Source organism: Enterobacter cloacae complex sp. GYL001 (assembly GCF_049237125.1).
GTDB classification, from domain to species: Bacteria; Pseudomonadota; Gammaproteobacteria; order Enterobacterales; family Enterobacteriaceae; genus Enterobacter; species Enterobacter hormaechei_C.
In genome coordinates, this window is sequence record NZ_JBMKGW010000002.1 from 101,319 (window position 1) to 115,266 (window position 13,948).

Annotated in this window: 11 protein-coding genes and 2 tRNA genes; 12 read left to right on the plus strand and 1 reads right to left on the minus strand. The window is 53.7% G+C overall.

Translation table 11 applies throughout. The features are described 5' to 3' along the window. Positions 1–76: 76 nt before the first annotated feature. The 6 genes from rlmE to ACOTWU_RS04590 all read left to right on the plus strand — a co-directional run bounded on the left by rlmE (position 77) and on the right by ACOTWU_RS04590 (position 5,668). Positions 77–703 carry a 23S rRNA (uridine(2552)-2'-O)-methyltransferase RlmE gene (rlmE, locus tag ACOTWU_RS04565; RefSeq protein WP_252049348.1) on the plus strand — a complete coding sequence of 209 codons (627 nt, stop codon included), beginning with the start codon at positions 77–79 and terminating at the stop codon, positions 701–703. A 102-nt stretch (positions 704–805) separates the two neighbouring features. Next, the gene (ftsH, locus tag ACOTWU_RS04570) at positions 806–2,740 is read left to right on the plus strand and encodes an ATP-dependent zinc metalloprotease FtsH (protein WP_003861810.1); all 1,935 of its coding nucleotides are present in this window, start codon (positions 806–808) and stop codon (positions 2,738–2,740) included. Between the two features lie 98 nt (positions 2,741–2,838). After that, positions 2,839–3,687, plus strand: a complete 849-nt coding sequence (folP, locus tag ACOTWU_RS04575; protein ID WP_003861807.1) for a dihydropteroate synthase — start codon at positions 2,839–2,841, stop codon at positions 3,685–3,687. Next, positions 3,680–5,017: a phosphoglucosamine mutase gene (glmM, locus tag ACOTWU_RS04580; RefSeq protein WP_017693917.1), complete on the plus strand. Its 1,338-nt coding sequence runs from the start codon at positions 3,680–3,682 to the stop codon at positions 5,015–5,017. Before folP ends, glmM begins: the two co-directional genes overlap by 8 nt. 222 nt (positions 5,018–5,239) lie before the next feature. Beyond that, positions 5,240–5,572: a preprotein translocase subunit SecG gene (gene secG, locus ACOTWU_RS04585; protein WP_003861803.1), complete on the plus strand. Its 333-nt coding sequence runs from the start codon at positions 5,240–5,242 to the stop codon at positions 5,570–5,572. A gap of 9 nt (positions 5,573–5,581) precedes the next feature. Then, positions 5,582–5,668, plus strand: a tRNA-Leu gene (locus tag ACOTWU_RS04590). Between the two features lie 187 nt (positions 5,669–5,855). On the opposite strand, the gene argG is transcribed toward ACOTWU_RS04590, so the two are convergent. After that, positions 5,856–7,202 carry an argininosuccinate synthase gene (argG, locus tag ACOTWU_RS04595; RefSeq protein ID WP_015571974.1) on the minus strand — a complete coding sequence of 449 codons (1,347 nt, stop codon included), beginning with the start codon at positions 7,200–7,202 and terminating at the stop codon, positions 5,856–5,858. Positions 7,203–7,488: 286 nt separating this feature from the next. Between argG and ACOTWU_RS04600 the strand changes: the two genes are divergently transcribed. The 6 genes from ACOTWU_RS04600 to truB all read left to right on the plus strand — a co-directional run bounded on the left by ACOTWU_RS04600 (position 7,489) and on the right by truB (position 13,929). Next, positions 7,489–7,565: transfer RNA gene (locus tag ACOTWU_RS04600), tRNA-Met, on the plus strand. A gap of 207 nt (positions 7,566–7,772) precedes the next feature. Beyond that, entirely contained in the window at positions 7,773–8,225 is a 453-nt protein-coding gene (gene rimP, locus ACOTWU_RS04605; RefSeq protein ID WP_014833432.1) for a ribosome maturation factor RimP, read from the plus strand. Between the two features lie 28 nt (positions 8,226–8,253). Continuing rightward, positions 8,254–9,756, plus strand: a complete 1,503-nt coding sequence (gene nusA, locus ACOTWU_RS04610; RefSeq protein ID WP_003861798.1) for a transcription termination factor NusA — start codon at positions 8,254–8,256, stop codon at positions 9,754–9,756. 24 nt (positions 9,757–9,780) lie between these two features. Next, positions 9,781–12,468 carry a translation initiation factor IF-2 gene (infB, locus tag ACOTWU_RS04615; RefSeq protein ID WP_006812117.1) on the plus strand — a complete coding sequence of 896 codons (2,688 nt, stop codon included), beginning with the start codon at positions 9,781–9,783 and terminating at the stop codon, positions 12,466–12,468. A gap of 106 nt (positions 12,469–12,574) precedes the next feature. Continuing rightward, positions 12,575–12,979 (plus strand): 30S ribosome-binding factor RbfA, encoded by a 405-nt coding sequence (rbfA, locus tag ACOTWU_RS04620; protein ID WP_003861793.1) that lies wholly within the window; start codon positions 12,575–12,577, stop codon positions 12,977–12,979. Then, complete coding sequence (truB, locus tag ACOTWU_RS04625) at positions 12,979–13,929, plus strand: tRNA pseudouridine(55) synthase TruB (protein WP_017693918.1); 951 nt, start codon at positions 12,979–12,981, stop codon at positions 13,927–13,929. Before rbfA ends, truB begins: the two co-directional genes overlap by 1 nt. Positions 13,930–13,948: the final 19 nt, after the last annotated feature.

Genomic DNA, 13,948 nt, shown 5'->3' on the forward strand with positions numbered 1-13,948 from the left:
TCCCTAATATCGCCAAATAGCTGCGTAGAAATTTACGTCACAGGCAAGCAACGATGAACCAGGACGGAAATGTTAAATGACAGGTAAAAAGCGTTCTGCCAGCTCCAGCCGCTGGCTTCAGGAACACTTTAGCGATAAATATGTTCAACAGGCGCAGAAAAAGGGGTTGCGTTCCCGCGCCTGGTTTAAACTTGATGAAATACAGCAAAGTGACAAACTTTTTAAACCGGGAATGACGGTGGTCGACCTCGGTGCGGCACCTGGCGGATGGTCCCAGTATGCGGTTACGCAGATCGGCGGAACGGGCCGAATCATCGCATGCGATCTTTTACCAATGGATCCCATCGTCGGTGTCGACTTCCTTCAGGGCGACTTTCGTGATGAATTAGTGCTTAAAGCACTACTTGATCGTGTAGGTGACACTAAGGTCCAGGTTGTCATGTCGGATATGGCGCCAAATATGTGTGGAACACCGGCGGTGGATATCCCCCGCGCCATGTATCTGGTGGAACTAGCGTTAGAAATGTGTCGTGATGTACTAGCGCCTGGTGGTAGTTTTGTTGTGAAGGTGTTTCAGGGCGAAGGTTTCGAGGAGTATCTTAAGGAAATTCGCTCCCTGTTTGCGAAGGTCAAAGTTCGTAAGCCGGACTCTTCCCGGGCCCGTTCCCGTGAAGTGTATATTGTAGCGACCGGGCGAAAATGATAACCGGTAGATTTCAGGCGAAAGTTTGAATGAAACTGGATATAGAGTATCCTGACGCTGTTTTTAACACAGTTGTAATATGAGGTTAATCCCTTGAGTGACATGGCGAAAAACCTAATACTCTGGCTGGTCATTGCCGTTGTGCTGATGTCAGTATTCCAGAGCTTTGGGCCCAGCGAGTCGAATGGCCGCAAGGTGGATTATTCTACCTTCCTGCAAGAGGTCAATCAGGACCAGGTTCGCGAAGCGCGTATCAACGGACGTGAGATCAACGTTACCAAGAAAGATAGTAACCGTTACACGACTTACATCCCGGTGAACGATCCTAAGCTGCTTGATAACCTTCTGACCAAAAACGTCAAAGTGGTAGGCGAGCCGCCGGAAGAACCAAGCCTGCTGGCTTCTATCTTCATTTCCTGGTTCCCGATGCTGCTTCTTATCGGCGTCTGGATCTTCTTTATGCGCCAGATGCAGGGCGGTGGTGGCAAAGGTGCCATGTCGTTCGGTAAGAGCAAGGCGCGTATGCTGACGGAAGACCAGATCAAGACCACGTTTGCTGACGTAGCAGGTTGTGACGAAGCAAAAGAAGAGGTGGGTGAACTGGTTGAATACCTGCGCGAGCCGAGCCGTTTCCAGAAACTGGGCGGTAAGATCCCGAAAGGCGTCCTGATGGTCGGCCCTCCGGGTACCGGTAAAACCCTGCTGGCAAAAGCCATCGCGGGTGAAGCGAAGGTGCCGTTCTTTACTATTTCAGGTTCTGACTTCGTTGAAATGTTCGTGGGTGTCGGTGCATCTCGTGTGCGTGACATGTTCGAGCAGGCTAAGAAGGCAGCACCGTGCATCATCTTCATCGATGAAATCGACGCCGTAGGCCGCCAGCGTGGCGCAGGCCTGGGTGGTGGTCACGATGAACGTGAGCAGACGCTGAACCAGATGCTGGTTGAGATGGACGGCTTCGAAGGTAACGAAGGTATCATCGTTATCGCGGCAACTAACCGTCCGGACGTACTCGACCCTGCGCTGCTGCGTCCAGGCCGTTTTGACCGTCAGGTTGTGGTCGGTCTGCCGGATGTTCGCGGTCGTGAACAGATTCTGAAAGTGCATATGCGACGCGTACCGCTGGCGCCAGATATCGACGCGGCAATCATCGCGCGTGGTACTCCAGGCTTCTCCGGTGCGGATCTGGCTAACCTGGTCAACGAAGCAGCACTGTTTGCCGCTCGCGGTAACAAGCGCGTGGTGTCCATGGTGGAATTCGAGAAAGCGAAAGACAAAATCATGATGGGTGCGGAACGTCGCTCCATGGTGATGACGGAAGCGCAGAAAGAGTCCACGGCATATCACGAAGCGGGCCACGCGATTATCGGTCGTCTGGTGCCGGAACACGATCCCGTACACAAGGTGACGATTATTCCGCGCGGTCGTGCGCTGGGTGTGACCTTCTTCCTGCCTGAAGGCGACGCGATCAGCGCCAGCCGTCAGAAGCTGGAAAGCCAGATTTCAACCCTGTACGGCGGTCGTCTGGCTGAAGAGATTATCTACGGTGCGGAACATGTTTCCACCGGTGCGTCGAACGATATTAAAGTGGCGACAAACCTGGCGCGTAACATGGTGACTCAGTGGGGCTTCTCCGACAAACTCGGTCCGCTGCTGTATGCAGAGGAAGAGGGCGAAGTATTCCTGGGCCGCTCTGTGGCAAAAGCGAAACATATGTCCGATGAAACGGCACGTATCATCGACCAGGAAGTGAAAGCGCTGATTGAACGTAACTACGCTCGCGCCCGTCAGATCCTGAACGACAATATGGACATCCTGCATTCGATGAAAGATGCGCTCATGAAATATGAGACCATCGATGCACCGCAGATTGACGACCTGATGGCGCGTCGCGAAGTGCGTCCGCCGGCAGGCTGGGAAGACCCAGGCGCGTCTAACAATTCTGACAACAATGGCACCCCGCGTGCGCCGCGTCCGGTCGATGAACCGCGTACGCCAAACCCGGGCAACACCATGTCAGAGCAGTTGGGCGACAAGTAAGTCACTGCTGTTGAAGCGTTTGTCTGTATCTCAAACCCTGGAGCTTGCTCCGGGGTTTTTCTTATCTGTTTAACCACATTAATCCAAGGGACTTCACCATGAAACTATTCGCCCAGGACTCGCATCTCGACCTTTCACATCCCCATGTGATGGGGATCCTGAATGTCACGCCTGATTCCTTCTCTGACGGCGGCACGCATAATTCGCTTATCGACGCGGTTAAACACGCGAATTTAATGATTAACGCGGGTGCCACTATCATTGACGTTGGAGGGGAGTCAACGCGGCCTGGCGCGGCGGAGGTTTCAGTGGAAGAAGAGCTGGCGCGCGTGGTGCCGGTGGTGGAGGCTATCGCCCGGCGCTTTGAAGTGTGGATCTCCGTTGATACCTCCAAACCCGAAGTGATCCGTGAAGTGGCGAGAGTGGGCGCTCACATTATCAATGATATCCGCTCGCTGACCGAGCCGGGCGCGATTGAAGCCGCCGCAGAAACCGGGCTACCGGTGTGTCTGATGCATATGCAGGGTCAGCCTAAGACAATGCAGGAGGCGCCAAAATATGAAGATGTGTTTGCCGACGTCACCCGCTTCTTTATTGAGCATATCGAACGCTGTGAACGTGCGGGTATCGCAAAAGAGAAATTGCTGCTCGACCCGGGCTTCGGTTTCGGTAAAAATCTCTCACACAATTACGCGTTGCTTGCGCGCTTATCAGAGTTTCATCAGTTCGGCCTGCCACTGCTGGTGGGAATGTCGAGAAAATCGATGATTGGTCAGTTGTTGAATGTCGGGCCGAGCGAACGTCTGAGCGGCAGTCTGGCCTGCGCGGTGATTGCCGCGATGCAAGGTGCACACATCATTCGCGTCCATGACGTAAAAGAAACAGTAGAAGCCATGCGTGTGGTAGAAGCCACACTGGCAGCGAAGGAAAACAAACGCTATGAGTAATCGTAAATATTTTGGTACCGATGGCATCCGTGGGCGCGTAGGCGATGCGCCAATTACCCCTGACTTTGTCCTGAAGCTGGGCTGGGCAGCGGGGAAAGTGCTGGCGCGTCATGGCTCCCGTAAGATCATTATTGGGAAAGATACCCGTATTTCGGGTTATATGCTGGAGTCCGCGCTGGAAGCCGGGCTGGCGGCGGCGGGGCTTTCAGCTTCCTTTACGGGGCCAATGCCGACCCCTGCTGTTGCCTATCTGACCCGCACCTTCCGTGCGGAAGCGGGCATCGTCATTTCCGCTTCCCATAACCCGTTCTATGACAACGGTATCAAATTCTTCTCCATCGACGGCACCAAACTGCCGGATGACGTGGAAGAGGCGATTGAAGCGGAAATGGAAAAAGAGATCACCTGTGTTGACTCCGCTGAGCTGGGTAAAGCAAACCGTATTGTCGATGCCGCAGGCCGCTACATTGAATTCTGCAAAGGCACTTTCCCGAATGAGCTGAGCCTGGCACACCTCAAAATTGTGGTGGACTGTGCCAACGGTGCGACTTACCACATTGCGCCGAATGTGTTCCGCGAGCTGGGTGCCAAAGTGATCACTATCGGCTGCGAGCCGGATGGTCTGAACATCAACGAAGAAGTCGGCGCGACAGACGTGCGTGCCTTGCAGGCGCGTGTGCTGGCTGAAAAGGCCGATCTGGGTATTGCCCTGGATGGCGATGGTGACCGTGTGATCATGGTTGACCACGAAGGTAACAAGGTCGATGGCGATCAGATCCTCTACATCATTGCCCGTGAAGGCCTGCGTCAGGGGCAATTGCGCGGTGGCGCGGTGGGTACGCTGATGAGCAATATGGGCCTGGAACTGGCGTTGAAACAGCTGGGCATCCCGTTTGTTCGTGCGAAAGTGGGTGACCGCTACGTGCTGGAAAAACTCCAGGAGAAAGGCTGGCGTATTGGCGCGGAAAACTCCGGCCACGTGATCCTGCTCGATAAAACCACCACCGGTGACGGTATTGTGGCGGCGCTTCAGGTTGTTGCCGCGATGGCGCGTAACCATATGAGCCTGCACGATCTGTGCAGCGGCATGAAAATGTTCCCGCAGATTCTGGTCAATGTGCGTTTCACCGCGGGTAAAGGCGACCCGCTGGAAAATGATAACGTGAAAGCGGTGATGGCAGACGTGGAAGCGACTCTTGGCAGCCGTGGGCGCGTCCTGCTGCGTAAGTCGGGTACCGAGCCGCTGATCCGCGTGATGGTGGAAGGCGAAGACGAAGCGCAGGTAACTGAATTTGCGCACCGCATTGCGGATGCAGTCAAAGCTGCATAATCTTTCAGAATAAGTGTTTAAAAAGGCGGCGTTTGCCGCCTTTTTTTTAAGCAATGAATGGCTTTTTGCTGTTTTTTTCCGCAGTTGATACAATGCCTCGAAAATGCCCTTGCGAAGGTGATTCGCTTTGGTTAGTATTCACACCCGCTTCAGTGGGAAACAAAATCCTGCTAATTGGTCGAAGCATTGGTATGCGGCAAATCCGCAAGGAACAGGTTGATTATGTACGAAGCTCTTTTAGTTATTTTCCTTATTGTAGCCATCGCTCTCGTAGCGCTGATTATGCTACAGCAAGGTAAAGGCGCTGATATGGGAGCCTCCTTCGGAGCAGGCGCTTCCGGTACGCTGTTCGGTTCAAGTGGTTCTGCGAACTTCATGACCCGTACGACGGCGATTCTGGCTACGCTGTTCTTCATCATCAGTCTGGTGCTGGGCAATATCAACAGCAACAAGACCAGTAAAGGAAGCGAGTGGGAAAATCTGAGCGCGCCAGCAAAAACTGAGCAAACTCAGCCAGCTGCACCGGCTAAGCCAACCAGCGATATCCCGCAGTAAGTATTCCGTACCGAGGTGGTGGAATTGGTAGACACGCTACCTTGAGGTGGTAGTGCCCTAACGGGCTTGTGGGTTCGAGTCCCATCCTCGGTACCAATATTCCAGAAGAAAGACGTCGCAAGACGTCTTTTTTTTCGTCTGTACATTCTGTGTATCCGATCTTTTGTAGGGCGGGTAAGCGCAGCGCCACCCGCCGTTTTGCCCGGTGGCGCTGCGCTTACCGGGCCTACGAAGAGCATAAAAAAGGCGCCCAATGGGCGCCTTTTGCATGACTTGCTGTCGATTATTTCTTATCGCTGTGTTCCAGGTTCTCAACCTGAGGGAGGCCATTACCGGAACTGGCGGAGAGCAGGCCATTCTCAACATAGTTGAACAGCTTCTCACGGGTATCGGTGATGTCCAGGTTACGCATGGTCAGCTGGCCAATACGATCGTCCGGAGAGAACACTGACTCACCTTTCTCCATGGTCAGACGCTCTGCTTTATAGGTCAGGTTGTCAGACACGGTATTGAGGATGGAGTAATCATTGCCGCGACGCAGTTCCAGGGTCACTTCGCCGGTGATTGCGCTTGCCACCCAACGTTGCAGGGCGTCACGCAGCATCAGCGCCTGTGGATCAAACCAGCGACCCTGATACAGCAGTTTGCCCAGCTGACGGCCATGAGAGTGATACTGCTCAATGGTGTCTTCGTTGTGAATACCGGTCAGCAGACGCTCGTAAGCGATGTGCAGCAGCGCCATCCCCGGAGCTTCGTAAATGCCGCGGCTTTTCGCTTCGATGATACGGTTTTCGATCTGATCGCTCATACCCAGCCCGTGACGACCGCCGATGCGGTTTGCTTCCAGCATCAGTTCAACATCGTCGGAGAAGGTTTTACCGTTCAGGGCAACCGGATGACCACGTTCGAAACGCACGGTCACTTCTTCCGCCGGGATCTTCACGTTCTCATCCCAGAACTTCACACCCATGATCGGGTTAACAATTTTTACGCTGGAGTTCAGGAATTCCAGGTCTTTCGCTTCATGCGTCGCACCCAGCATGTTGGAGTCGGTTGAGTAGGCTTTCTCAACGGACATCTTGTAGTCAAAGCCGCAGGCAATCATAAACTCAGACATTTCATGACGGCCACCCAGCTCGTCGATGAAGTCGGTATCCAGCCACGGTTTGTAGATCTGCAACTCGGCGTTGGTCAGCAGGCCATAACGATAGAAACGTTCAATATCGTTGCCTTTATAGGTGCTACCGTCCCCCCAGATGTTCACGCCATCTTCTTTCATGGCGGCAACCAGCATAGTGCCGGTGACGGCACGACCCAGCGGGGTGGTATTGAAATAGGTCAGGCCGCCGGTCGTATTATGGAAAGCACCGCACTGGATTGCGGCAATCCCTTCGGCAACCAGCTGCTTACGGCAGTCGATCAGACGTGCGTTCTCTGCGCCATATTCCATGGCACGACGAGGGATCGCGTCATAATCTTCCTCGTCCGGCTGACCCAGGTTCGCAGTATATGCATAAGGAACCGCTCCCTTCTGGCGCATCCACAGCAGTGCAGCGCTGGTATCCAGGCCGCCAGAAAAAGCGATGCCAATACGTTGTCCTACCGGGAGATGCTTGAGAATCGTCGTCATATAATAAAACCCTGCTTGATTGACTGATTAGAGACCGCTTTCGCTCTCGATGCATGTTTATGCAAAATAAGTGAGTATTCATTTAATCATCTTTTATCGACGACCGAAAGAGACGTGTGCGTTTTTTGTAAAAATTTCCCTTTTATTGCCCTGGCTGAAGTTGGGTTGACAGGTGGGGTCAACTATCAATATACTGAACGCCGATTTTACGTCCCGTCTTCGGTACCAAATCCCAGCATTATTTGCAAATTCTGTCCAAAACGCGTAGAATTTGCCACGTTTCAGGCGCGGGGTGGAGCAGCCTGGTAGCTCGTCGGGCTCATAACCCGAAGGTCGTCGGTTCAAATCCGGCCCCCGCAACCACTTTCCCATAAAGTTCTTTTTCAAATATACTGTGAAGACTTAGAGCCTTCGTAGCTGGATTTGAAAAAATGCTTTCGGAGAGTGCTCCAGGCCACAGTTGTGGCTATAGGGTTCAGTTATCTAAAGCCCCGATTTATCGGGGTTTTTTGTTATCTGACTACAGAATAACTGGGCTTTACGCCCTTTTTTTATGTCTTGGGGGTGGGCTTGTCCACATTAGAGCAAAAATTAACAGAGATGATTACTGCACCGGTCGAAGCACTGGGCTACGAACTGGTCGGCATCGAATTCGTTCGCGGCCGTACATCCACACTGCGCATCTATATTGATAGTGAAGATGGCATCAATGTTGATGATTGTGCTGATGTCAGCCACCAGGTGAGTGCGGTTCTTGATGTTGAAGATCCGATTACCGTTGCGTACAACCTGGAAGTTTCCTCACCTGGCCTCGATCGTCCGATGTTCACGGCCGAGCACTACGTGCGCTTTACCGGTGAAGAAGTGGCTCTCGTTCTGCGTATGGCCGTACAGAACCGCCGTAAATGGCAGGGAATTATCAAAGCCGTTGATGGTGAAATGATCACGGTGACAGTCGAAGGCAAAGATGAAGTGTTCGCGCTGAGTAATATCCAGAAGGCGAACCTGGTTCCCCACTTTTAACAGTCTGGATTGAGGTGAAAAGCCCGCGATGAACAAAGAAATTTTGGCTGTTGTTGAAGCCGTCTCCAACGAGAAATCACTGCCGCGTGAGAAGATTTTCGAAGCGCTGGAAAGTGCACTGGCTACAGCAACCAAGAAAAAATACGAACAAGAGATCGATGTTCGCGTAGAAATCGATCGTAAAAGCGGTGACTTCGATACATTCCGTCGTTGGGTAATCGTTGAAGAAGTGACCCAACCGACTAAAGAGATCACCCTGGAAGCGGCACGTTTTGAAGACGAAAGTCTGAACGTGGGTGACTACGTTGAAGATCAGATTGAATCTGTTACCTTCGACCGTATCACCACCCAGACCGCGAAGCAGGTTATTGTGCAGAAAGTGCGCGAAGCCGAGCGCGCGCTGGTTGTCGATCAGTTCCGCGATCAGGAAGGCGAAATCATCACAGGTGTGGTGAAGAAAGTGAACCGCGACAACATCTCTCTGGAGATCAAATCCGAGGGGCTGCCGGGTAACGCTGAAGCCGTGATCCTGCGCGAAGACATGCTGCCGCGTGAAAACTTCCGCCCAGGCGACCGTATTCGTGGTGTGCTGTATGCCGTACGTCCTGAAGCGCGTGGTGCACAGCTGTTCGTGACGCGTTCTAAACCAGAAATGCTGGTTGAACTGTTCCGTATCGAAGTGCCGGAAATCGGCGAAGAAGTTATCGAAATCAAAGCGGCGGCCCGCGATCCGGGTTCCCGTGCGAAAATTGCGGTGAAAACCAACGACAAGCGTATCGACCCGGTCGGTGCTTGCGTCGGTATGCGTGGCGCACGTGTTCAGGCGGTTTCTACCGAACTGGGCGGCGAGCGCATTGATATCGTTCTGTGGGACGATAACCCGGCGCAGTTCGTGATCAACGCAATGGCACCGGCTGATGTGGCGTCTATCGTTGTTGACGAAGACAAACACACCATGGATATCGCTGTAGAAGCGGGCAACCTGGCGCAGGCGATTGGCCGTAACGGTCAGAACGTACGTCTGGCGTCACAGCTGAGCGGCTGGGAACTCAACGTGATGACCGTTGATGACCTTCAGGCCAAGCATCAGGCTGAAGCCCACGCGGCGATCGATACCTTCACCAAATACCTGGACATTGACGAAGACTTCGCCACTGTGCTGGTTGAAGAAGGTTTCTCTACGCTGGAAGAACTGGCCTACGTGCCAATGAAAGAGCTGCTGGAAATTGACGGTCTGGATGAACCAACCGTTGAAGCCCTGCGTGAACGCGCTAAAAACGCACTGACCACCCTGGCGCTGGCTCAGGAAGAAAGCCTTGGCGATAAGAAGCCGGCTGATGACCTGCTGAATCTGGAAGGTCTTGATCGTGCGATTGCGTTCAAGCTGGCTGCCCGTGGTGTTTGTACGCTGGAAGATCTCGCTGAGCAAGGCGTTGATGACCTGGCCGATATCGAAGGTTTAACCGACGAGAAAGCCGGCGAACTCATCATGGCCGCACGTAATATTTGCTGGTTCGGCGACGAAGCGTAATAAACTGTAGCAGGAAGGAACAGCATGACTGATGTAACTGTAAAATCGCTGGCTGCTGAGATTCAGACCTCCGTGGACCGCCTGGTACAGCAATTTGCTGATGCAGGGATCCCGAAGTCCGCTGATGACTCGGTGACCGCGCAAGAAAAACAAACCTTGTTAGCGCACCTGAACCGTGAACACGGCTCTACGCCTGACAAGTTAACGCTACAGCGTAAAACGCGTAGCACGTTGAACATCCCTGGTACCGGTGGCAAAAGCAAGTCGGTACAAATTGAAGTCCGCAAGACGCGCACCTTTGTAAAACGTGATCCGCAAGAGGCAGAACGCCTTGCCGCGGAAGAGCAGGCACAGCGTGAAGCGGAAGAACAAGCTCAGCGTGAGGCAGAAGCCACTGCCAAACGTGAAGCAGAATTAAAAGCTGAACGTGAGGCCGCAGAAAAAGCGAAACGCGACGCCGGTGAAAAAGCGAAGCGTGACGCTGCGGAAAAAGACAAAGTGAGCAATCAACAGACCGACGAAATGACCAAAACTGCCCAGGCTGAAAAAGCCCGCCGTGAAAATGAAGCTGCCGAGCTGAAGCGTAAAGCGGAAGAAGAAGCCCGCCGCAAGCTTGAAGAAGAAGCTCGCCGCGTCGCCGAAGAAGCGCGTCGCATGGCAGAAGAAAACGAGAAGAACGGTGTGAATACCGCTGAACCAACTGAAGATACCAGCGATTATCACGTCACCACGTCTCAGCATGCGCGTCAGGCAGAAGACGACAACGACCGCGAAGTTGAAGGTGGTCGTGGCCGTACTCGCAGTGCAAAAGCTGCGCGTCCTGCGAAAAAAGGTAACAAACACGCTGAATCAAAAGCTGACCGTGAAGAAGCGCGTGCAGCGGTTCGCGGCGGTAAAGGCGGCAAGCGTAAAGGTTCCGCTCTCCAGCAGGGCTTCCAGAAGCCTGCTCAGGCCGTTAACCGTGACGTTGTGATCGGCGAAACCATCACCGTTGGCGAACTGGCTAACAAGATGGCGGTGAAAGGCTCTCAGGTCATCAAAGCGATGATGAAACTGGGCGCAATGGCCACCATCAACCAGGTCATCGACCAGGAAACCGCACAGCTGGTTGCCGAAGAGATGGGCCACAAAGTTATCCTGCGTCGTGAAAACGAGCTGGAAGAAGCAGTAATGAGCGACCGTGATACGGGCGCAGCGGCTGAACCGCGCGCACCGGTCGTGACCATCATGGGTCACGTTGACCACGGTAAAACCTCTCTGCTTGACTACATTCGTTCTACTAAGGTTGCCTCCGGCGAAGCGGGTGGTATTACCCAGCACATCGGTGCTTACCACGTAGAAACCGAAAACGGCATGATCACCTTCCTGGATACCCCAGGCCACGCAGCGTTTACCTCAATGCGTGCTCGTGGTGCTCAGGCAACGGATATCGTTGTTCTGGTCGTTGCTGCCGACGATGGCGTGATGCCACAGACCATTGAAGCTATCCAGCACGCGAAAGCGGCGCAGGTGCCTCTGGTTGTCGCAGTTAACAAAATCGATAAGCCAGAAGCCGATATGGATCGCGTGAAGAACGAACTGTCCCAGTACGGCGTTATGCCGGAAGAGTGGGGCGGTGAAGCGCAGTTCATCCCTGTATCTGCAAAAGCAGGTACCGGTATCGACGACCTGCTGAACGCTATCCTGCTTCAGGCTGAAGTTCTGGAGCTGAAAGCGGTTCGTAAAGGTATGGCGAGCGGCGCGGTAATCGAATCCTTCCTGGATAAAGGTCGTGGTCCGGTTGCAACCGTTCTGGTTCGCGAAGGTACTCTGCACAAGGGCGACATCGTTCTGTGTGGTTTCGAATACGGTCGCGTTCGTGCGATGCGTAACGAACTGGGTCAGGAAGTGCTGGAAGCGGGTCCGTCCATTCCAGTGGAAATTCTCGGCCTGTCCGGTGTTCCGGCTGCCGGTGACGAAGTCACCGTGGTACGTGACGAGAAGAAAGCGCGTGAAGTCGCTCTGTATCGTCAGGGTAAATTCCGTGAAGTGAAGCTGGCTCGTCAGCAGAAATCTAAACTCGAGAACATGTTTGCCAACATGACCGAAGGCGAAGTTCACGAAGTGAACATCGTTCTGAAAGCGGACGTTCAGGGTTCTGTGGAAGCGATCTCCGACTCCTTGCTGAAACTGTCTACCGACGAAGTGAAAGTGAAGATCATCGGTTCTGGCGTAGGTGGTATCACCGAAACCGACGCAACCCTGGCAGCAGCGTCCAACGCGATCCTGGTTGGCTTCAACGTTCGTGCTGACGCATCTGCGCGTAAAGTGATTGATGCTGAAAGCCTGGATCTGCGTTACTACTCCGTTATCTATAACCTGATTGACGAAGTGAAAGCAGCGATGAGCGGCATGCTGTCTCCTGAGCTGAAACAGCAGATCATCGGTCTGGCTGAAGTACGTGACGTGTTCAAATCACCGAAATTCGGTGCGATCGCGGGCTGTATGGTTACCGAAGGAACCATCAAGCGTCACAACCCAATCCGCGTACTGCGTGACAACGTGGTTATCTACGAAGGTGAGCTGGAATCCCTGCGCCGCTTCAAAGATGACGTTAACGAAGTCCGTAACGGCATGGAATGTGGTATCGGCGTGAAGAACTACAACGACGTTCGCGTTGGCGATATGATCGAAGTGTTCGAGATCATCGAAATTCAGCGTACCATCGCGTAATCTTCGTCAACTGAAGAGTAATTAGCGTAGGCCGGGTAAGCGAAGCGCCACCCGGCAGTAATTTTAAAAAGGGGCTTAAGCCCCTTTTTTGTCTGGAGAATTTATTATGGCGAAAGAATTTGGTCGCCCACAGCGCGTCGCGCAGGAGATGCAGAAAGAGATCGCTCTCATTCTGCAACGTGAAATCAAAGATCCACGCGTGGGTATGATGACCACCGTGTCTGGCGTGGAAATGTCCCGCGACCTGGCGTACGCCAAAGTGTTTGTTACTTTCCTGAATGACCAGGATGAAGACGCCGTGAAGAACGGCATTAAAGCATTGCAGGAAGCCTCTGGTTTCATCCGCTCTCTGCTTGGCAAAGCAATGCGCCTGCGTATCGTGCCAGAGCTGACCTTCTTCTACGACAACTCGCTGGTTGAAGGTATGCGTATGTCCAACCTGGTGACCAGCGTGGTGAAACATGACGATGAGCGTCGTGTTAACCCGGCGGACGACAGCAAGGAGGACTGATGAGTCGTCCTCGTCGTCGCGGTCGTGACGTGCATGGCGTGCTGTTGCTGGATAAACCACAGGGCGCATCCAGCAACGACGTGCTGCAAAAAGTGAAGCGTATTTATAACGCCAACCGTGCAGGGCACACTGGCGCGCTGGATCCGCTGGCAACCGGCATGCTGCCGATCTGCCTGGGGGAAGCGACAAAGTTTTCCCAGTACCTGCTGGATTCGGATAAGCGCTACCGCGTGATTGCCAAACTGGGCCAGCGCACGGATACCTCCGATGCAGATGGCCTGGTGGTGGAAGAGCGCCCGGTGACCTTCAGCGCGGAGCAACTTGATGCGGCGCTGGACAGCTTCCGTGGTGATACGCTACAGGTGCCGTCGATGTATTCGGCGCTGAAATATCAGGGCAAAAAGCTCTACGAATATGCGCGTCAGGGCATTGAGGTTCCGCGTGAAGCTCGTCCGATTACCGTGTATGAGTTGCTGTTCATTCGCCACGAAGGTGATGAACTCGAGCTGGAAGTACACTGTTCGAAAGGGACCTATATCCGCACCATCATTGATGACCTCGGTGAAAAGCTGGGCTGCGGCGCGCATGTGATTTATCTGCGTCGTCTGGCGGTCAGCAAATATCCGGTCGAACGCATGGTGACGCTTGAGCATCTGCACGCCCTGGTTGAACAGGCGCAAGCGCAGGGCGTTGCGCCAGCCGATCTGCTGGACCCGCTGCTGATGCCAATGGACAGTCCGGCAGTGGACTTCCCGGTTGTTAATCTTCCTTTAACATCGTCCGTTTACTTTAAGAACGGAAACCCGGTTCGCACATCGGGGGCGCCGCTTGAGGGCCTGGTACGCGTGACGGAAGGTGACGAAGGGAAATTCATCGGTATGGGCGAAATGGACGGCGAAGGGCGTGTGGCGCCGCGTCGTCTGGTCGTCGAATATCCGGTCGAAGCGTGACGGTGATAACGCCTCACCT